At 54.3% G+C, this 21,150-nt stretch carries 19 protein-coding genes; 5 read left to right on the forward strand and 14 right to left on the reverse strand.

The window, feature by feature from the left end; genetic code table 11:
- The first annotated feature begins 186 nt into the window (after positions 1–186).
- Entirely contained in the window at positions 187–900 is a 714-nt protein-coding gene (locus C772_RS16060) for a nucleotidyltransferase family protein (protein ID WP_051059405.1), read from the forward strand.
- Between the two features lie 8 nt (positions 901–908).
- On the forward strand, positions 909–1,148 hold the full coding sequence (locus C772_RS16325; RefSeq protein ID WP_008298142.1) for a hypothetical protein: 240 nt from the start codon (positions 909–911) through the stop codon (positions 1,146–1,148).
- A gap of 654 nt (positions 1,149–1,802) precedes the next feature.
- Here C772_RS16325 and C772_RS05720 read toward each other — a convergent pair.
- From C772_RS05720 to C772_RS05750, 7 genes are all read right to left on the reverse strand, one after another.
- On the reverse strand, positions 1,803–3,350 hold the full coding sequence (locus C772_RS05720) for an FGGY-family carbohydrate kinase (RefSeq protein WP_008298143.1): 1,548 nt from the start codon (positions 3,348–3,350) through the stop codon (positions 1,803–1,805).
- 282 nt (positions 3,351–3,632) lie between these two features.
- Positions 3,633–4,607, reverse strand: coding sequence for a class II fructose-bisphosphatase (gene glpX, locus C772_RS05725; RefSeq protein WP_008298144.1), 975 nt, complete (start codon positions 4,605–4,607; stop codon positions 3,633–3,635).
- The gene (gene rpiB / locus C772_RS05730) at positions 4,608–5,099 is read right to left on the reverse strand and encodes a ribose 5-phosphate isomerase B (RefSeq protein WP_008298145.1); all 492 of its coding nucleotides are present in this window, start codon (positions 5,097–5,099) and stop codon (positions 4,608–4,610) included.
- A gap of 120 nt (positions 5,100–5,219) precedes the next feature.
- Entirely contained in the window at positions 5,220–5,876 is a 657-nt protein-coding gene (gene dhaL, locus C772_RS05735) for a dihydroxyacetone kinase subunit DhaL (RefSeq protein WP_008298146.1), read from the reverse strand.
- Positions 5,877–5,888: 12 nt separating this feature from the next.
- Positions 5,889–6,893 (reverse strand): dihydroxyacetone kinase subunit DhaK, encoded by a 1,005-nt coding sequence (locus tag C772_RS05740; RefSeq protein ID WP_008298147.1) that lies wholly within the window; start codon positions 6,891–6,893, stop codon positions 5,889–5,891.
- A 29-nt stretch (positions 6,894–6,922) separates the two neighbouring features.
- Entirely contained in the window at positions 6,923–8,215 is a 1,293-nt protein-coding gene (locus C772_RS05745) for an MFS transporter (protein ID WP_008298148.1), read from the reverse strand.
- A 22-nt stretch (positions 8,216–8,237) separates the two neighbouring features.
- Positions 8,238–9,347 (reverse strand): MDR/zinc-dependent alcohol dehydrogenase-like family protein, encoded by a 1,110-nt coding sequence (locus C772_RS05750; protein ID WP_008298149.1) that lies wholly within the window; start codon positions 9,345–9,347, stop codon positions 8,238–8,240.
- Between the two features lie 210 nt (positions 9,348–9,557).
- Here C772_RS05750 and C772_RS05755 point away from each other — a divergent pair, with 210 nt between their 5' ends.
- Both C772_RS05755 and C772_RS05760 read left to right on the forward strand, forming a co-directional pair.
- Positions 9,558–10,367, forward strand: a complete 810-nt coding sequence (locus C772_RS05755; RefSeq protein ID WP_008298150.1) for a DeoR/GlpR family DNA-binding transcription regulator — start codon at positions 9,558–9,560, stop codon at positions 10,365–10,367.
- Between the two features lie 54 nt (positions 10,368–10,421).
- Entirely contained in the window at positions 10,422–11,189 is a 768-nt protein-coding gene (locus C772_RS05760; RefSeq protein WP_008298151.1) for an SDR family oxidoreductase, read from the forward strand.
- Between the two features lie 63 nt (positions 11,190–11,252).
- Here C772_RS05760 and C772_RS05765 read toward each other — a convergent pair whose 3' ends face one another.
- The 7 genes from C772_RS05765 to C772_RS05795 all read right to left on the reverse strand — a co-directional run bounded on the left by C772_RS05765 (position 11,253) and on the right by C772_RS05795 (position 20,455).
- Positions 11,253–12,512: an exo-beta-N-acetylmuramidase NamZ family protein gene (locus C772_RS05765; RefSeq protein ID WP_008298152.1), complete on the reverse strand. Its 1,260-nt coding sequence runs from the start codon at positions 12,510–12,512 to the stop codon at positions 11,253–11,255.
- A 13-nt stretch (positions 12,513–12,525) separates the two neighbouring features.
- Positions 12,526–14,634, reverse strand: coding sequence for a glycoside hydrolase family 3 N-terminal domain-containing protein (locus tag C772_RS05770; RefSeq protein WP_008298153.1), 2,109 nt, complete (start codon positions 14,632–14,634; stop codon positions 12,526–12,528).
- Positions 14,635–14,649: 15 nt separating this feature from the next.
- Positions 14,650–16,293 (reverse strand): serine hydrolase, encoded by a 1,644-nt coding sequence (locus C772_RS05775; protein ID WP_008298154.1) that lies wholly within the window; start codon positions 16,291–16,293, stop codon positions 14,650–14,652.
- A 974-nt stretch (positions 16,294–17,267) separates the two neighbouring features.
- Entirely contained in the window at positions 17,268–17,603 is a 336-nt protein-coding gene (locus tag C772_RS05780; RefSeq protein WP_008298155.1) for a cupin domain-containing protein, read from the reverse strand.
- A 12-nt stretch (positions 17,604–17,615) separates the two neighbouring features.
- Positions 17,616–18,899 (reverse strand): TRAP transporter large permease, encoded by a 1,284-nt coding sequence (locus C772_RS05785; RefSeq protein ID WP_008298156.1) that lies wholly within the window; start codon positions 18,897–18,899, stop codon positions 17,616–17,618.
- The gene (locus C772_RS05790; protein ID WP_008298157.1) at positions 18,896–19,375 is read right to left on the reverse strand and encodes a TRAP transporter small permease; all 480 of its coding nucleotides are present in this window, start codon (positions 19,373–19,375) and stop codon (positions 18,896–18,898) included. Before C772_RS05790 ends, C772_RS05785 begins: the two co-directional genes overlap by 4 nt.
- A gap of 60 nt (positions 19,376–19,435) precedes the next feature.
- A complete protein-coding gene (locus C772_RS05795) occupies positions 19,436–20,455 on the reverse strand; it encodes a DctP family TRAP transporter solute-binding subunit (protein WP_008298164.1) in 1,020 nt (339 codons plus the stop codon).
- Positions 20,456–20,616: 161 nt separating this feature from the next.
- On the opposite strand from C772_RS05795, the gene C772_RS05800 reads away from it, so the two are divergent.
- Positions 20,617–21,150, forward strand: a 534-nt coding sequence (locus C772_RS05800) for an aminotransferase class I/II-fold pyridoxal phosphate-dependent enzyme (RefSeq protein ID WP_035001554.1), incomplete at its 3' end; no start/stop codon positions are given.

Below are 21,150 nucleotides of genomic sequence, written 5' to 3' on the forward strand. Positions count from 1 at the left end.
CACTCGGCCCCCGCTGCCATACCCACCGTCCCCCCTAGAAGCCGGGACAGCCTTTCATTCATGCGACCAAGAAAAAGGGATTGGAGCCGGCGCTCCAATCCCTTTTTCACTGTAAACACAACCTACAAGTGCTTCCTAGACAATTAAATGATATAATAATCATAACAACTCAACGGGGTGTTCAATGTGCTGCCATTTCATATATTATGGGAAGCAATTGTAACCTCTTATAAAACTAACCAAACCACTATTAACTTTGCAAAAAAGCATAAGGTTATAGAAGATGATTTGGTCTCTTCAATCATTCAAGCAAAGGATGACGTCATCTTCGAGTTCCTAGACTTATTTACTTCTCTTGAGGAAGAATTTAATAGTATTTATACAGACACAGACTTCTTATTCCGGTTCAAACAGGACGACTCCCTGACCACTAAATTGAAAGCCCAGTCCGAAACACGTCAGCTCTATAAAATATGTAATGATGTGATTGGATTTCGTTTCATTATCAAAACTAAATCAGATGATTTGCTTTCGATTGCCGAAGAATTTATAAAGAATTGTCCTAATGACCTTTCATGCAGAATACATGATCAAAGTGGCGGAAAAGCACAAAATGATGGATATAAAGGGTTTCACGTCTATGTAAGAAATCATCAGAACAATGCCTTCCCAATCGAAATTCAATTTTGGACACGAACGGATGCATTGTTGAATGATTATCTACATGGAAATGTGTATAAAGCCGAAGAACGCGACAAACTAATTGCATATGCTGTAGAGTTGCGTGACTGGCTGAAGAAACTTCCAGTTCCGCCCGAAGACAGTGAAATTAAGTCTTATGAAGACTATCTATACGAAAAAGCTTATTCAATGACTTTCGGTTATGAACGGGAGGAGTGAATCTTAATATGGGTAAAATCTTTATTTGTTCAAATAAGGCAGATACTAAATCATCGGTGGTTGTTCTCGAATTGCCCACCAGCCAAGCCGCAAAGGATGCATTTAGAGAAATCCGGGGACGCAACCCCAAATTAAGCTTGGGTGTTTATGGTTCCAGGGACTTAGAAACATTTAAACGGACCCAACGTACACTTGGTGTACCAAAGGTTGTTAGGACAGTTAATGACTTTGTGGCTTCAATGGAATAACTTTAAGTATGTACCGAAACAAGCTATATAGTGATTTGAATCCATTAAGCAGGCGGAGGACATCCCGCCTGCTCGATTTCTGATCGGTGCGTGTCTTCCCCATTCGGAGCGGCGCTGGTGATCACGGAAGAAAAAGAGCATGAGAAGAGGCACCCGCGGAGAAAAAAAGCACTGGCCCGGCGAAAAGAGGCACTCGCGCCGGGATTAGTAGCACTCGGCCCCCGCCGCCATTCCCACCATGCCTCTTCATTTTAAGAGGAAAGCAGCCGGCCCGGCTGCTTTTTTCTTTGTGTGGGAGGTCTTTTTAACGCCGCGGGAGAGCACTCGCGGAGGAAAAGAGGCACCAGCGGAGGAATCAGGAGCACTCGCCAAGTAGAAAGGGGCACTGGCCCGGCGAAAAGGGGCACTCGCGCCGGAAATAAGAGCACTCGGCCCCACCAGCCCTCTCGACGCCGGGACAACCTTCCATTCATGAAACCAAAAAGAAGGGATTGGAGCCGGCGCTCCATTCCCTTTCTATTAGGTAGTTATTCAGCCGGCATTGGTGATGATTCAGGACCCTGTTGGTGGGAATTCGCTATCCGGTTGGTAGCGATTCCGGACAGCATGGTAGGGATTCACTACCAATAGCGGAAGTTGAAGATCTCCGATCCTTCAGCGCCCCGTCCGCTGAAGCTCCGCAATATCATGAAGCGACCCTTTAAGGTTCTGGTACAGGTTCAGGTACTGCCGGTAGTACTCGTTGTAGACCGTATGGTTGGCTGAATCCGGCTCGATGACCGGCCCGAATTCAAGCCAATCACTGACGGCGTTGGCACCGGTGAGAGTCCGGGTGGCGATTCCGGCGAGCAGGGCGTCCGCCAGGGGAGCTTCCACATCATCCTTGATCACCCTGACCGGACGTCCTGTCACATCCGCAATAATCTGCGGCCAGACGAGGGATTTGGACACACCGCCAACAATCGTGAGCTCCCTGTCCAGAAGGACTCCTGTGCCGTGCACTTCCTCCATATTATGGCGGAGGGCGTAGGCGACGCTTTCCATAAAGGCCTTGTAGAGATCCGCTTTCGTATGCAGCAACGTCAGGCCGATGACCGCTCCCCTTGCGTCGCTGTCCCAGATGGGGCTCCGCTCTCCCATGAAATAAGGGAGGACGAGCAGACCGTTTGATCCCGCCGGAACGTTTATCGCTTCTGTGTCCAATAATGTATACGGATTGATGCCGGTCAGTTCGGCAGCCATCATTTCGCTCTGTCCCAATGTGTTTTTAAACCAGCTGGCAATCGCGCCTGCCGTGGAGGCGCCGCCGAACGTGTAGATTTTTTCTTCCGGATTCAGTACATGGGGCATGCTCACCAGATCGGGTGACAAATTGGCCCGGTCGGTGACAAAGCCCCAGCACATCGACGTTCCGAGCATCGCGACATGGTTGCCTTCTTCCAATGCTCCGGCACCGAGCGTGGCAACCGGGGCGTCGACTCCCCCGATGACCACAGGCGTCCCGGCAGCAAGCCCTGTGCGTTTTGCCGCCTCTTCCGTTACATGCCCGGCAACTTCAGTGGACGCCACCAGCAGCTCCGGCATGAAGGATGGCGGGATGCCCATCTTCTCCATCAGATCCACAGACCAATTCTTTTTCCGGATATCAAAGACGCCTCCGATATTACCCGCCGACGAATAATCCACCGCGAGTGTATTCGTCAGTTTATGGACGACATAGGAACATGGTGGAACAAAGTGGCTGATTTTGTTCCAGATGTCGGGCCGGTTGTTTTTGTACCAGAGGATTTTGGTGAATCCGAAATACGAGTTGACGGAATTGCCGGTGACCGCAAACAGTTCGTCCTGATCAATATTTTCCCGGACCCATTCCGTCTCGGCCTCAGCCCGGCGGTCCATCCAGATGATGCAGGGCCCGACAGGTTCCATCCGGTCATTGACCGGTATGCCTGAGCCGCCATACAGACTGCTGACGGCGATTCCTTTTATATTCTTCGGATCGGTGCCGGACTCTGCCACGACCCGGGAAATTGTCTCATAGGCTGCTTGTTCCCACACATCCGGCCATTGTTCGGCCCAGGAGTGGTGCGGGGTTTCCACTTCGTAACCTTTGTAGCTGTGTGCGAGTACCGTTCCTTTTTCATCGACCAGCACGGCCTTAGTGCCCTGCGTCCCGATATCGACGCCAATCAGATAGCTCATCCGCCTTCATTCCTTTCCTTTGTTTTTCACTGCCCGACTCACCGGACTGCTGCAGAGTTCAAAGGATAGAGTTGTCCAAAAACTCAAGATCTGCCCATCATATGACAAACGGCACGGACGCCGGGAGACACCTGCAGGAAAAGCCGGGCTGCCGAGATCCGCTTTATGCGGAGCTCGGCGCCGGCCGCAGGCAAGACCAGAGTCCGTGCCGTTTGCTATTTTCACTTTAATACTCGGACAGCCCTATGCCCCTTCAATGATACCTTGGATCCGGTACAACTCTTATAAGACAACAGGATCCAATGCATGGATGCTTCTCATGTAACGGACTTCGCAGTCAACACCCGTTACAACCATCGAATTCACGGCATATTTTCCATTCATCTTCTCAATGCCGTTCACCAGCAGGTTGTCGGTGATCCCGGTTGCGATAAACAGGCATTCATCGGTGGAGACCAGTTCATCGTGCTGCAGGACCCGGTCCGTGTCGACGCCCATGGTGCTGCATCGCTTTTTCTCGTCCTCGTTTCGGGGCATGAGCTTTGCCTGCATCTCTCCGCCAAGCGAACGGATGGCGGTCGCGGCGAGTACGCCTTCGGGAGCCCCTCCGATGCCATAGAACATGTCTACATTCAGATAACTGATGCAGGTGGCGACAGCCGAAATCACATCGCCGTCCTGGAACAGGTTCACACGGGCGCCGGTGCTGCGGATCTGTTCAATCGCTTCCCGGTGCCTCGGCCGGTCCTGAATCATGACCGTCAGCTCGTTGACCCGCTTGCCGCGGGCTTTGGCCACGGCTTCAAGCGTTTCTTCAAGCGGGGCATCCAGGTCGATCTTCCCTTTCGCTTCAGGACCCACTGCAATTTTCTTCATATACATATCTGGTGCATGCAGGAGGGTTCCCTTCGGCGCCGCGGCGATTACCGCAAGGGAGTTGTTCTGCCCGTTCACGGCAGGCGTTGTCCCTTCGATCGGATCGACGGCGATGTCGATTTCCGGGGAACTTGCCTTCCCCAGCGTTTCTCCGATATAAAGCATCGGGGCTTCGTCAATCTCCCCTTCGCCGATGACGATGGTCCCTTTCATCTCCAGCCGGTTCAGCTGTTTGCGCATTTCATTCGTAGCAGCCGCATCTGCGGCGATTTTGTCGCCGCTTCCCACCCATGGCAGCGCTTCGATGGCCGCTTTTTCTGTTACCCGAAGAAAGTCCAGCACGAGTGCCTGCATGGAATCCGCCCTTTTCTCCGCTATCATTCAGTTGGCTCCGCAGCTGCCGCTGCTGACGGCTTCTTTGTAGTTGTCATTCAGGAATTCCTGTTCTTTTTCGATGATTTTGTCCACTTTGCGCTTCGAGCCTTCCGCCCAGCTGACACTCAGGTAGGCATTCACCACTTTTTTCGCAGCTTCCGGCCCGATAATCTGCGAGCCCAGCGTGATGATCTGGGCATTGTTGCTGAGCTGTGCCCGTTCTGCGGAGTAGACGTCATGCGCAAGCGCCGCGCGGATGCCCGGATATTTATTTGCCGCGATGCACACCCCGATGCCGGTGCCGCAAAGCAGAATGCCGCGCTCAACCTCACCCCGGCTGATCGACTGGGACAACTCAAACGCCACATCCGGATAGTCGACCGCAGAAGTGGAATGGCAACCAAAGTCGACGACTTCATGCTCAGTGTCTGCGAGGAATTCCTTGATGATCTCTTTTAGTTGAAATGCATTGTGGTCTGAACCGATGCCGATTTTCATGTTGTATGTCCTCCAGTTTAATTACCTTTTGTTTGTTTTCGTTTTAGATTTCTTTTTTCTTTCGTTTTCTGCGCTTATGGTTAAAAGAAAAAGGAGCCTGATGATCCGGCTCCATTATTTTCATTTTGCCTGAGCGAGTTCGCCCTGGAGATACTCCTGGAATTTCGAGACGATCAGGTAAGCGGAAGTCGCACCCGGGTCCTGCGCGCCGATGGAACGGTCACCCAGCCGGCTCGAGCGCCCGCGCTTTGAGAGAAGGTCCTTGGTCGATTCCATGCCCGCTTTTGCCGCGTCCACCGCCCGGCTGAACGATTCGCTGAAGTCACGGGAAGATGCATATTCCTCTTCAAGGGTACGGAAAAACGGTTCGAGCGTGTCGACCATCGTCTTGTCGCCGACTTCCGCCTGCCCTCTTTCTTTAATGCCCTTGCCGAATGCGACCCAATAGTTCACGAGGTCCTCTTCGTTCACTTCGGTCTGGCCTTTGATCTCTTTTGCTCCGCGCATAAAACCGGTTGCGTAAAGCGGGCCCACGGAAGAGCCGACCGCGCTCAGGAATGTCTTGCCTGCGACGATGCTGACCTTCGAGCAGTCTTCCTCCTGGCTCAGTTCATTGTCGAGCTTTTCGTTGACCGCCTGCCAGCCGATCGACATCGTGACGCCGTGGTCGCCGTCGCCGAGTTTCCGGTCCAGTTCACACAGGTAATCTTTCTCTTCCTCGATCATTTCAACGATCTGCTTAAAATAGTTTCTGAAGTCTTGAGCTGTCAAAACCATGGTGTATTCCTCCTATTTCTGAACAAACATCGGGCAGTCAACAGGGTGGTCGATCGTTTTCGCCAATTCGTCATCCAGCTTCATGAGCGTGACCGACAAGCCGCCCATTTCCAGGGACGTGATATAGTTGCCCACGTAGGAGCGGTAGATTTCGATGCCTTTTTCACTCAGGATCTGTTCCACACGCCGGAAAACGATGTACTGTTCCATGAGCGGTGTGGAGCCGAGACCGTTCACCAGCACGGCAACACGGTCGCCGCGGGAAATCGTGATGTCTTCCAGGATGTCATTCACGAGTCGGTCGGCCACCCGGTCCGCCGTTTCCAGCGGGCCTTTTTCGATGCCGGGCTCCCCGTGGTGGCCCAGCCCGATTTCCATCTCGCCTTCACCGATTTCAAAGCTCGGCTCGCCCGTCTGCGGCAATGCGCATGGGCTCAGGCCAACCCCCATGGAGCGGGTGTTGTCATTCGCTTTTTTGGCCACACGGACGACTTCATCCAGGTCGTACCCGAAGTCTGCCGCCGCACCGGCCGCTTTGTAGATGAAGAACTCACCGGCGATTCCGCGGCGCTTTTCTTTTTCATCTTTAGGAGCGGAGGCGACGTCATCGCTTGCAATCGCCGTCTCTACACGGATATCCTCTTCCAGGTCGGCCATTTCTGCAGCCATGCCGAAGTTCATGATATCTCCCGCGTAGTTTCCGTAAAGATACACGACACCGGCGCCTTTGTCGATCGCTTTTGTCACTTCCAAGATCGGGTCCGGGGAAGGCGAGGCGAAGATATTGCCGACCGCAACCCCGTCGGCCATCCCCTGCCCGACGTAGCCCAGGAAACCGGGTTCATGGCCGGAACCGCCGCCGATCAGGACGCCGACCTTGCCTTCCCGCGTTTCCTTCGCCGTAACAAGCGCGCGGTCATTTTCCGGCAGCTGCCGGATGTAATCCGGATGGGCTTTTACATATCCCTCGATCATTTCTTCCACTACATATCTAGGATCGTTCATCAGCTTCTTCATCTGCTTTACACTCCATTCAAAACGCTGCTTTAAATCTTGGTTGCTGCACTCTCGGCCAGCTCGGCTTTTTGCTTGTTCGCCACCTCATCCGGCAGCTTCAGAAGCATGGTGAGCACGAACGCGATAAAGTAAAGTCCCGCAAGAATCCACATGAGGCCGGCCGTGCCGACAATGTTGTAGAACAAGGCGACAATTCCCGGTCCGACGAATACGCACAGTCCGGCGCCCAAGTTCAGGATCGACATCGCCGCTCCCTTGTCTCCGTCTCCTACAAGGGACGGGGTCAGTGCGGAAAGCGGAACAAAACCGGCGATGCAGGCTCCCCAGAGCATGCCCACGATTGCGACGAGGACCACATTGCCCTCGAAGAACTGCGGTGTGTAGAACAGCATCAGCGTGAAGATCCCGCAGCCGAACGCACCGAACCAGGCGACGGTGTTTCTCCAGCCGAATTTGTCCCCGAGGAATCCGAAAATCAGGTTAAAGACGATATTGGAGATGAAAATCGTTCCCCAGATGTTCAGCCAAAGCGTGGTGCTGATCCCCTTGTCTCCGAGATAAAGCGGGAGGAACAGCGGGAACGCATATTGCGAGGACTGGTTGATGACCCGGACGATTCCGGCAATTCCGACCTTCGGCTCCCGCTTGAGGATCGTCAGGCCATTGATCAGCTCCTTGAATTTCGAGCCGTTTTCTTCTGTTTTCTCCACGCCGTCAAACTGGTCGCGGTTGACGACAATGGCCAGGAATGCACCGATCAGCACCCAGATAATGGCGCTCCAAAGCGTCGGGACATGGCCGAACGCCTGAATCGACCAGCTTGAGTAAAAGGCGCCGAGCACGCTCAGCCCGCCGGTAAAGACAAACCAGAACCAGCCGACCGCCTTGCCCAGCTGGTTGGCCGGTGTCCGGTAAGTGATCCATACAAGGAACGCATACGCAAACAGCGGATAGCCGAAGCCCCGGACCGCGTAAGTCGGGATCATCAGTGAGTAGTTGAGCGCGGGAAGCGCAAGTCCCACGAACAGCACGTGTCCGATGACATACGAAGCGACACCCAGCATCATCGTCTTTCTCGGTCCGATTGCTTCAACCAGGACACCGGAAAACCATGCTGCAATGGCGATGGCAATGCCGTAAGCGGTCGTGAGGAAGGCCGCCTGCTGGACCGTCAGCCCCTGGTCCACCAGGTATGGGCTGATCCAGGCCAGCTCCATCCCGTCACCCATCATGAAAATCAGCACCCCGACATAGCCCCATATCAGGTGTGAAGGAATTCCAATCCGGTCAAGAAACGATTGATTTCCGATTAAATTTCCCATCCCGTTCTCCCCTTTTATCCCATCAAGGTTTTAGAATGACTTTCAGCGACTTTTCGCCTTTTTTCATCAGATCGAATCCTTCTTCGAACTTTTCGAGATCCAGCTGATGGGTGACGACGCCTTCTGTCGGGAAGTCCCCGTTTGCAATCCCTTCAATGACGAGCGGGTAGCAATACGGCCCGAGGTGAGAACCGAGAACGTCGAGCTCTTTGCGGTCACTGATGATGCTCCAGTCGACTGCAACCGGCTCCGAGAAGACGCTGAATTCCACGAATGTGCCGAGCTTCCGAATGGCATGCAGACCCTGCTCGACAGAAGCCGGGTGACCGGTCGCTTCTATGTAGACGTCACAGCCGTATCCTTCGGTCATGTCCTTGATTTCCTGTACCACATCGGTCTTGGCTGGGTTCAGGACGATGTCCGCTCCGAATTCCTTCGCCAGCTCCAGCCGGTCTTCTTTCATATCAAGGACGACCAGCTTGCCTGCACCGGATTTCTTGATGGCGCCGATCATGCCGAGGCCCAGTGTTCCCGCGCCCGACAGGACGACGACATCCCCGAGCTGGATATTGGCCCGTTGCACGGCATGCAGGCTGCAGGCGTACGGTTCGATGAGAATCGCTTTTTCAATCGGAAGATCAGCCGGCACTTTGTAGTTGATGCCTTCCTTGGTGAATTTCATATACTCTGCCATGGCTCCGTTGACATTGTTCTGGAAGCCGTAGAGATCATGCTTTTCGCACATCCAGTATTGGCCGCGTTTGCAGAAGCGGCACGTTTCGCATGGGACGATCTGTTCGGAGATGACACGGTCACCGATTTCAAAATCAGTCACTGCGTCGCCTTTCTGGACGACATGGCCGATGAATTCGTGGCCCGGAATCATCGGTGCTTTAATATAGGCGGGCTGTTTCTCATCCCCCCAGAAGCTTGGCGCTCCATCGTAGGCTTTGATGTCGCCGGCGCAGATTCCGCACGCCTCGACTTTGATGATGATTTCGTGTTCATTCGCAAGCTTTGGCGTTTCGACTTCTTCATATCGGTAATCTCCCGGTGCGTAGGCCACAACGGCCTTCATTGTTGCGGGAATTTCGAGGTTTTCGGATTGCTGCTGATTCAGGGTATTGACCATGTTCATCCTCCTCCAAATCTGAAATCGTTTTCAAATATTTTGTTTTAATTCTACTATTTCAGCGTTTCCTGTCAAGTTAATTTTTGAATTCTATTGATAAGTTTTTGTTTTCGTTGAAAACAGCAGTTTTCGAAAATATATAAAACCATCATTGATTCAATTTAAAAATTGGAATAAGATTAAGACAATATGGAATTAAAGGTGAGTATCATGAAAATGTTCGTGAGTGAAAGAAGAGACAGGATCATGGAAGTCCTGCACGAAAAAAAGAGAGTCACTGTAAAAGAGCTTGCTTCCGAAATGGGCGTGTCGGAGGCCACTTTACGCACGGACTTCAACACGATGGAAAAAATGGGCCTGCTCAAGAGAACCCACGGCGGGGCCATTCTCGATGACGAGAAGCCGGGCCTGGAACCGGAAAACAGTTTCGATGTCCGGCAAAAGAAAAATATCGAGGAAAAAGTAAAAATTTCTTTGAAAGCGCTTGAACTGATCCAGCCCAAGCAGTGCCTCATGCTTGATGCCAGCTCGACCGCCCTGGAACTTGCCAAACAGCTCAAGCAGCTGTCGATGCGGCTCACTGTCGTGACAACAGGCCTCCACACCGCCCTGGAACTGAAAGAAAATCCGAATTTAATTGTCATCATGGTAGGCGGTGTCGTGACGAGCCGTTCTTCATCGATCGAGGGGACGCTCGGCATCGAGCTGCTCGATTCCATCAACATCGACATGATGTTTACGTCCGCCAACGGATTTACGGTTGAAAACGGACTGGAGGACTTTAACCTTTATGAAGTCGCCCTAAAAAAAGAAATCGCGAAGAGGGCTGCCAATATCATCGCTCTCGTCGACTCTTCCAAGCTCGGCAAGTCGTCCAGTGCATCCTTCGCAAAACTGGAAGATGTGGACAAACTGATCACCGATGCCCCGCTTGACCATGAGATCATCCAGAAAGCACTGTCGGCAAATGTCGACGTGCGATCCACCGAAGAATCTGCGTCCGCCGCGGTCAGGGGCTGAACGGTACCGCAGATTACAACCCGGCTGGCTGCCCAGCCCGAAAGAGAGGCTCCCATGGAATTTCAAGGCTTTGACAAAAACTTTAACCTTACAGACAAAGTAGCCGTCATCACCGGCGGCGCCAGCGGAATCGGCGAAGCCACCGCACAGCTTTTTCTCGAAAAAGGAGCGAAAGTCGCCCTTCTCGATTTGAATGAGAATGTCATGGAACACGCAAAGCAGATGCACCCCGAAAACGCCATCGGACTGATTTGCAACGTCACGGACGACCAGAGCATCAACGACGCCGTCCGGGCAGCCAAGGCGCACTTCGGCAAAATTGATCTCCTCGTCAACTCGGCCGGCATTGCACTGCTTGACGATGCAGAAAACCTGTCGGATGACTACTGGCAGAAAACCATCGATATTAATCTGACCGGCTCCTTCAAGATGTGCCAGGCTGTCGGAAACGTCATGATCGAGCAAGGCACCGGAGGCAAAATCGTCAACATCGCTTCCCAGGCCGCCCTCATCGCCCTCGATAACCATGTCGCCTACGGGGCAAGCAAGGCCGGCGTGCTCGGCATGACCAAGGTGCTCGCCTACGAATGGGCCCAGTACAAGATCAATGTCAATGCCATTTCTCCGACGGTCATTTTGACCAAGCTCGGCCGGGAAGCATGGGCCGGAGAAAAAGGTGAACAAGCGATGAAAGACATCCCGCTCGGCCGTTTCGGCTATCCTGAAGAAGTCGCGGCTGTGGCCCTGTTCCTGTCATGTGATGCCACGAATCTGATTACCGGTGAGAACATCGTGATTGACGGCGGGAATACGATTAAATAACCCGAACACAACATAAAGCAGGCAGGGAAAACGTTTCGTATCCCCTGCCTGCTTTTTAATTGCTTAATACAGCAAGTATGTTTCCCTGACTTCCTTGAACGCTTCAAGTTCCTCTTCCCACTGCGCTTTCATCTCTTCGACGGTCATGCCGTTTTCGATGCCTTCGCGGATCCAGCCGTTCCCGATCAGGTTGTCGAAGAAGCTGGTGAGCGTGACGTCTTCCGGATAAAGGTCGTGGATCGTCTTGACGATGTGAAGTCCGGTTTCGACCGGCTTGTAGTCGTCACGGTCTGTGATGTGGACCTGGATGCCGTGGGACAGTTTGCCGGAGTGCTTGGAGAACATCGGCGTGAAGGACGCTGCGCGGAAGCTGACGCCCGGGAGTTCCAGTGCGTTCAGTTCGGCCGCGAGTTCGGTGCTGTTGATGAACGGTGCGCCGATCAGTTCGAACGGCTTGGTCGTGCCCCTTCCCTCGGAGACGTTTGTCCCTTCAATCAGTGCCGTGCCCGGATAGGCGATGGCCGTTTCCAGTGTCGGCATGTTCGGTGACGGCAGGACGAACGGTAGTCCCGTTTCGTCAAAGTAGGATTTGCGCTTCCACTTCTTCATCTCCACGACGGTCAGGTCCGCGCCGATGCCGAATTCTGCATTAAACAGTTTGGCAAGCTCCCCGACGGTCATGCCGTGGCGGAGCGGGATGGCGTACTGTCCGACAAAGGAGGCGTATTCCGGATCAAGCACAGGCCCTTCGACCTTCTCCCCGCCAAGCGGGTTCGGGCGGTCAAGAACGATGAACGGAATGCCCTTTTCTTCCGCTGCTTCCATCGCGAGTGCCATCGTGTAGATGTACGTGTAGAAGCGGGTTCCGACGTCCTGGATGTCAAACACGAGCACGTCCACATTCTCGAGCATTTCCGGTGTCGGCTTGCGTGTCTTGCCGTACAGGCTGTAGACCGGGAGGCCGGTCACTTCGTCGATGTAGTAATCTACATACTGGCCCGCCTGCGCGTCACCGCGCACGCCATGTTCAGGCCCATACAGCGCCGTCAGCTCGACTTCCGGATCATTGTGGAGCAGGTCGACAATGCTGTTCAGGTCCTTGTCGACACCGGTCGGGTTCGTGATGAGCCCGACGCGCTTTCCTTCAATCAGCTGCTTTTGTTCGTCCAGCAGCACATCCACCCCAAGGGCGATTTCATGCCCTTTGCGATGCTTGTTGTGGTCCTGTGACTTGCCGTTGCCCTTGTCATGGTCGGCGAATGCGACCGTCAGTGTGGACAAAACGAGCAGTGCCGTCAGCAGGACGATCAGTCGTTTTTTCATTGAACTCTCCCCCTCAGTAAGTCAGTCCGTGGCCGAATCCGTACAGGACACCGCCGTCAGCCCCCGGGATTGTGATCGGCAGCGTACCGCTTGGTGCCACTTCTCCGAACAGGATTGCTGCGGTCGCGTTAAAGCTCGCATTCCGGAAGCTGTATTGCGCAAGGTAGGCATCCGCATTCGGATAAGCCATGATGTCGTACGGATTCCGGATGCCGACACCGATTACCGGTGTGTCGGTTTCCGTGATCAGCTGGTTGACCATCCGCATCTGCGCGCTGGTCGCGGAGCGCTGGGAAACGGTCGATGTGACCGTTCCCGCGATCAATGCCTTTGCTCCCCTCACCTGTGCAAGTTGCTCTTCCGTCAGTGGCGCGCTTGCCTTGATCAGAATGGTGTTGTCATGCTTCGCCTTTACCGCGTTGTACAGATCATCGATATACGTGTTGCCGACGACGACAATCCGGTCATCCGCATTTGGTGTGAGCGGCAGGACATTTTCGTTTTTCACGAGCGTCACCGACCGCTCCGCCACTTCACGTTCCACAGCCTTGTGCTCATCAGATCCGACCACTTGGAGAGCGTTCGCGATCTTATCTTCAACCGGCTGCGGATTTTCTTCCTTGATGATGCCGCGCTTCAGCTTCAGCGTCAGGATCCGTTCGACGGACGCTTCGATGCGCTCCTCGGAAATGTCTCCGGAACGGACCGCGCCGTACACGCCGTTCGCTACGGTTTCCAGGCCGACCGGCATGAGCACGATGTCGGTGCCCGCCTGGATCGCTTTGATCACCGCGTCGACCGGGCCGAAGTGGTCGGCAATCGCCTGCATGTTCAGGGCGTCCGTGATGATGAGCCCGTCATAGCCCATTTCTTCTCTCATAAGTCCCGTCAGCACTTTATGAGAAAGCGTGGCCGGAAGATGGATCTCAGTGCCGTCTTTCCGGGAAATGACTTTCGTGTCATCAATTTTCGGGAAAGTGACGTGAGCCGTCATGATGGCATCGATCCCGTGGTTCATTGCCTGCTGGAACGGATACAGTTCGACTTCCATCAGGCGCTCCTTGTCATGCGGCACTTCAGGAAGGCCGAGATGGGAGTCGACCGCCGTGTCCCCGTGTCCCGGGAAGTGCTTGGCCGTCGCCGCCGTGCCCGTGTCCTGGAGTCCCTTTACATACGCCGTTCCGAGGCCCGCGACCAGCTCCGGGTCTTCCCCGAACGAGCGGACGCCGATCACCGGGTTGTCCGGGTTGTTGTTGATGTCGAGAACCGGTGCCAGGTCGAAGTTGATGCCGAGGGAAGCCAGTTCCTCGCCGATCACCCGCCCGGTGTCATAGGCCAGTTCCTCGGAACGGGTTGCACCGAGTGCCATGTTGCCCGGCATGTCAGTCCCCGACTGCAGGCGCGTCACGATGCCGCCTTCCTGGTCAATCGTCAGGAACATCCCGTACTTTTCGGAGGCTGCCTGGTAGGCGTCCGCCAGGCGGGTCGTCTGCTCGGTCGTCACGACGTTCTCACGGAAGAGGATCACGCCGCCAAGGTGGTAGTCCTTCACGAGACGCTCGATCTCCGGAAGCATTTCCGTCACGTTTTCCCCGTTCCAGTTGCGGAAGTCCGGCATGAGCATCTGCCCGACTTTTTCCTCCATCGTCATCAGGCGGATCGCGTTGTCCACGATGTGGTAGCGCTCACCGCTTTCTTTCACAACCGTCACCTTTACAGGCGGCTTGCCCTTGCCGGCTCTTGCTTCCGGGTCCGGCTTGGCCTGGATCGCAATCCGGTCGGAATACGTTCCGTCCGTCACGCTGATCCATGTTTTCCCCGGCTTTCCGGTGACCGTCACCTTTCCCGTCGCATCCACGGACGCGACCGTTTGATTGGAAGAAGACCAAACTTGGCCGTCCGTTTTCTTGAAATGTCCGTCCTGGTACACATGGAGTGCCGTCAGCTGCAGCTCCCCGTTTTCCGTTTCATGGCCGATCTCCGGCACATTCTGGAGAATCACCAGGTCTTTGACGTCCGATGCTTCCGCAGCACTTGCAGCACCCGCGCCTGTCATGACCGGCGTTGCAATCAAAACCGCGATCAAAAGCGGCAGCAGCCACACTTTCCGCATTCTCGGCATGTTCATTCCTCCCTATTAATAGTCTCTCAATGCCCAGCCCTCTGTATCCCCGGAAGGCTCAACCGTTTTCCCATCCGCCAGCACGTTTCCGACATACCAGCCGCGTCCGTTCACAGATGCGTCGGTGTCATAGCGGAAACGGACCAACTCGGTGCCTTCAGGCAGTTCTGCCGTCACCCGCTCCATATCGCCGCCGTTTCCGGTCAGGGCCGCGAGCTCCGTCCAGTCCACCCCGTCGGCAGAGACTTCCACACGGCCAAAGTCCGATCCGTCCTCCAGGCGGTGCCAGGAATCAAACGAAAGCTCGGTTGCCTCACCACTCAGCCGGAACTCAAGCGTCCGGTCCAGCCGGTCCCCGTAACCCGAGAACCACATCTCGTCATGCTTCGGGAGCGGCGCCGGAATGGCATCCGCCACATGGCGCGCAACCGTCCGCCGGATCGTGTTCAGGGAAATCGTATTGCGCGACGGATGCACCCGGTTCGTGAGCAGGATGGCAATCGTCTGGTTTTTCTTGCTGACGGCGATGCTCGTCCCGGTGTAGCCTGTATGGCCTGCCGTACCCGAATCAGCCAGCGCATCCATATACCAGCCCTGGTTCAGCTCCCATCCGAGCCCGTGGTCATTGCCCGGGAACCCCGGGATCTGGTTTTCCTCGAGAAGCCGGACCGTTTCCGGCTTCAGGATCCGCTTGCCGCCGTAACGGCCGTCATTCAGGAACATATGCGCGAACTTGGCGAGATCCGACGCCGTTGAGAATACACCGGCGTGTCCCGCCACGCCGTCCAGCGACCAGGCGTTTTCGTCATGGACACTGCCCCAGACAATTCCGCGGCCAAGTGCCGGCTGATATTCGGTCGCGGCGATCCGGTGTTTCAGCTCTGCCGGCGGATTGTACATCGTATCCTTCATTCCGAGCGGCCCTGTGATTTCATCTTTGATGAACTCGTCCAGTCGCTTCCCGGAAAGCCGCTCCACCAGGGAACCGAGCGTGATCATGTTCAGGTCGCTGTACGTATACTTCGTTCCCGGAGGATTGGCGAGCGGATAGCGGTGGGCGATGTCGAGACGGTCTTCCCGGCTTTCCCCCTGGCTGTACAGCGGGACCCACGCCGTAAATCCGGAAGTATGCGTCATCAGCTGGCGGATCGTCACGTCCTCCTTGCCGTTGTCGGCAAACTCCGGGATGTACGCGGCGACCGGATCATCCAGCGAGAAAAGCCCCTGTTCGTACAGCTTCATCGCAGCGGTCGTCGTGAAGATCTTGCTGATGGAAGCCAGGTCGAAAATCGTCTCTTCCGTCATGGCGACGGGCTCGTCCATCTCCGTGAACCGGTCATCCGTGTAAAGCGCCGAATGCCCATAAGCCTCATGCTTCACAACATGGCCGTTCCTCGCCACGAAAACAACCGCTCCCGGGAAGGTCCTGTCCGCGATGCTCTGCTCGATCGCCCCATCAATCGAGTCCAGCGGCGCCTGGACCATTCCGGCCCCCTTTACGGAACCCGGGTGCAGAACCGGCGACATTGGCCCCGGCCGGTCCCACTGCTTGTTCACCGCTCCCCCTCCTGCCGTCACCGGCATTGCAAAAACGGTACCGATTGCCATTGTGCCCGCCAGCACGGCAGCAACCCTGGCTTTCTTCGTTACTTTCAGCATGCTTTCCCCTTCTCCCCTTCTAAATTGACAGTACTTTCAAACAAGTTTATCGGAGTTGCCAAAACGTGCCTATCATACGGAAGTACTTGAATGGGAAAGCGCTTTCCTTAAATCGGGGCAATGGCACCATTTCTTTTTATTCATTTTGGTAAATGATGAATATGCCGTGGTAACCACTCGTCTGCATGAGGTAATCACTCGGACAAAAAAAGATGGACAGCCGTTTGGCTATCCATCCTAGACTGCAGACAAAATGGGGCTGTCCCAAAGTTAGTCTAAGAATAAAAACAGCAAACGGCACGGACTCTGGTCGCTTACCGCAGGCCGGCGCCGAGCCCCGCATGAAGCGGGTCTCGACAGCCCGGCTTTTCCTGCAGGTGTCTCCCGACGTCCGTGCCGTTTGCCATATAATGTGTAGAAGTTGAGTTCTCTTGCAGCCCCGTTTTGTCCGTTTAGCGGATATAATGAGTGTTTTGCCCCTTAAAATTCCTTTAGAGGATGGGTCGCCGAGCAGGGTCGGTGACTCCCAAGTAAACATCGCATCGTAAACGGACAGCCACTTCCTGAATATGGATTCTACACAAGATAATTAGTGAATGAAAAGTTCTAACGCAAGTTTAATAACTGAAACGTTATCCGTAACGATTTCATCAAATGAAACAACATTATTGGTTCATTCACCCGTTTTGTAGTCTGTTAACTTACTCATATAAACAGATACCGTTTGCCTCAATAAGCGATATGGCGGATTGAAGCGGAGGGCCCGAGACACCTGCGGGAAAAGCGTTAGCCGAAGACCCCGCAGAGCGCAGCTCGAGGAGGCTAAGGCAACGCCCGCGGTAAGCGAGGGCCCGCAGCGGAAATCCGAAGGATTTTCAGGAATAGAAAAAACTGCAGACAAAGGAGTAATCCACTCACTTTGTCTGCAGTCTGGGACAGCCGTTTGGCTGCCCATCACTATTTCAAGAACCAATTCAAAATACCAACGCAATCATTTCAATCTTTTCGTCATACGGGTTTTCGATTCCGTGTCCCTGCCCCTGCCGGATTACACAGAAATCACCGGCTTGGACATTCACCCGTTCTCCGTTGTCGTTAAAGATTCCTTTTCCCTCCAATAGATAGTACACTTCGGAATCGTCTTCATGGATATGGTAGCCGATCGCCGAATGCGGGTGGACGGTGACCCTGGCGAACAGGTCGATCCCTTCTATCTTGTCTTCCTTGGTGACAATCCGGGAGATTTCCATGCTTCCGTCACCGCGGCGGGGCTTTTCGATGAACTCTTTCTCACTCACCTGTTTGATCATGCGGATCCCTCCTTATTCCCCGAACAGACCCGGCAGCACCGTCGATATCTGCGGCACGAAGATGATCAGCAGGACCATCACCGCCACAATCGCAATGACATGCAGGATATACGGGAAGGTGTGCTCGATCCCCATTTTCCGGTCCGTGACGTTAACGCCCGCAATCGTGGACAGCCCGACCGGCGGCGTGATGTTCGCCAGCGCGAAGTTCATGATCAGGACCATGCCGAAGTGAATCGGGTCGATGCCGTACTGCATCGCGATTGGCATGAAGATCGGGCCGAGCAGGATGATCAGTGACGTCACTTCCGTCAGCATGCCGAGAATCAGCAGGATCACCGAGACGACCAGCAGGAACTGGAGCGGTGTCGAAGCGAATCCGAGGAAGAAGTCCGAGATCACTTCAGGCAGCCGGTTCACCGTCAGCACATAAGTGAACACACTTGCGAACGAAATGATGATCAGAATAATCGCCGACGTCACAGCGGAGTTTGCCATGATGTCCTTGAACTTTTTGAAGTTCAGTTCCCCGTAGAACATCGACAGAATGAATCCGTAGACGACCGCAATGATCGCCGCTTCCGTCGCCGTGACCAGCCCGCTGAAAATCCCGCCGAGGATAAAGACCGGGGACAACAGCGGAAGCAGGGCAGACTTGAGGATCGACCCAAATTCCTTCCCGCTCACATGCGCGTTTTCCACGACGCCAAAGCCTTGTTTCTTGGACATCCAGGACACATAGATGCAGAGCATAATGGTCAGGAGGATCCCCGGGATAAAGCCGGCAATAAACAGCTTGCCGATCGAGATATTCGTGGTCACGCCGAGAATAACCATTGTGATACTCGGCGGAATAATCAATCCAAGCACCCCGGCCGGCCCGATGATGCTTGCGATAAATGAATGGCTGTATTTCTGTTCTTTCATCCGCGGGACAATGACCGATCCCACGGCGTATGTAGTGGCGACAGTCGATCCGGACACGGTGCCGAAGAAGGCACTCGTGACGACCGCGGTCATTCCGAGGCCGCCGGAAAACCTGCCGACAATCGCGTCAGCCAACGCCATCAGCCGCTTGGTCAGGCCGCCCTCGCCCATGATGTTCCCGGCAAGGATGAACAGCGGAATCGCCAAATAAGAGAAGTTGTTCACCCCTGCGAACAGCCGCTGGACGACGACTTCCAGGGGTGTGCCGCTGACCAGCAAAACCCCGATCGACACGAAGCCGATCGTGAATGCAATCGGCATTCCGAGAAACAGAAGCGCGAAGAAGGCAAGCAGGATCGAGACAATCATAAGCTCGCCTCCCTTTGTTCAGCGTGGTTCGGTTTTACGATATGCATGATGGTGAAGTAAAGCGAGAACAGGGAACTGACCGGAATGGCCAAGTAGAAGATCCCCATCGGCATCCTCATCGTTGCCGATGCGCTCGTCATCGCCGTCATCGACAAACTGAAGCCGTAGAAGACCAGAATGGCCAGCAGAACGGCAACCAGCACATAAATGAATGTATCGATGATTCGCTGGTACCGCTCACTTGCCAGGCTGACAAAGTACCTGACGCCCAGATGCATTTTTTCATGAATGGCCAGGGCAGTCCCCAAAAATGTGAGCCACACGATCAGCAGCCTCGCCAATTCTTCCGTGGCAGGAAGTGAGACATCAAAGAATCTTGAAATGACCTGAATCAATACAATGGCCGACAGCGAGGCCAATGCGATGATGCATAAATAAGATAAGAGTTTCGCCAAAATCGTAGCAAGCTTTTCCAAAGAGTGCTCCTCCTAATGCTCTGGATGCATAAAGACATCGATGTTTTCAAAAACAGCGCTTCACCATCCGGAAGCGGCACGGTAAACGTCCATGAGTTCGCTTCCGAAATGTTCTTCTTCCCACTTGTCGTATACTGGCAGCATCGCTTCACGGAACGCTTCTTTATCGACATTGTCGTTAATCTCCATGCCCCGTTCCTCGAGCGTATCGAGGTATTCCTGTTCCATCCCGTCATTCCGCTCGCGGATTTCCATCGAAATCCGGTCCGCTTCGTTCATAATGACCTCCTGATCTTCCGGGGAGATGGATGCCCACGTCTCGTCGTTCATGAACAGCATCACTGTGTTATAAAAATGGCCGGTCAGGGACAGGTAATCCTGGACCTCGTCGAATTTCGGGGCGACGATGTTTGCCAGCGGGTTTTCCTGCGCATCGAGAACTCCCTGCTGAAGCGCCCCATACACTTCGCTGAATGCCATTGCCGTCGGCAGTGCGCCGACCTGCTCGAAAGCATCGATCCGGAGGCTCGACTGCGCCACCCGGATCTTCATCCCCTTCAGGTCTTCCGGGTTCACGACAGGCCCGTCATTGTTCGTGAGATGGCGCTCCCCCCACTCCAGGTAGCCGATCTTCTTAAGGTTATACCCCGAGACAATCTCACCAAGATAGTCCCCGAACTCCCCGTCGTAGGCAGCACGGGCATGGTCGACATCTTTCCACATATAAGGAAGGTCCTCGATGGCCATCCGGATGTCCATCGACTGCATCGTGCCGACCATGATGGCCGCTGCATCCATGGAACCGATCTGCACCTGCTCGATCATCTCGGTTTCCGAGCCGAGCTGGCTGTTCGGATACAGATCAAATGCCACGCGTCCCTCGGTCTGTTCCTCGACATTCGCCGCCATTTCCTCAATCAGTTCCGCGGCGGGCGTATCCAGTGAAATGGCATGTCCGAACTGGAGCCGCACCTGTTCGCTATCAGCTTCCGCGTGATCCGACTGCCCGCACCCTGCCGCCAGCATCGTCAATGAAAGGACGGCTGTGATCCAAGCAAATCTGAACTGTTTTGTTTTCATCCTGACTCCCTCATTACTTTTATGGATTTATTGACTTACCCTTTATTCTTGAGTGAATGTATATTAGTATTTATGTATAGTTATAAAGGTTACTTCACTCCAAATTGTTTGTCAATTCGTTTTTAATAAAAATTCACGGTTAGCCGAAGGATGGGACAGCTATGAACAAACTGCAAGGAATCAACAAGAAAGCACTGGAGATCAGCACACCCGGCGTACGGGTATTCGCAAACAGGGTCGCCCGCATTCCGGACGGCATCAACCTGACGATCGGAGAACCCGACTTCCCGACCCCGGAACGGGTCAAGGGGGCTGCCATCAGGGCGATTAACGAAAACCGGACCGGCTACTCACACAATGCAGGACTTCAAGAACTCCGGGAAAGCGTCTCGGCATCCTTCAATGAGAAATACGGATTCCACTATGATCCCGAGAACGAAATCGTGATCACCAACGGGGCCAGCGAAGGCATCGATTCCACTCTCCGCACCTTATTAAAAGAGGGCAATGAAGTGATCCTTCCCGCCCCCATCTACTCGGGCTATGAGCCGGTGATCCACCTGGCCGGGGCAACCCCAGTTTACCTGGATACATCCGAGAACGGCTTTCTGCCGGATGCCGGTGCACTGGAAGCGCTGATCACTCCCCGCACAAAAGCGGTGATCTTCAACTACCCGTCCAACCCGACGGGCGTC

The organism is Bhargavaea cecembensis DSE10 (genome assembly GCF_000348905.1).
GTDB lineage: Bacteria > Bacillota > Bacilli > Bacillales_A > Planococcaceae > Bhargavaea > Bhargavaea cecembensis.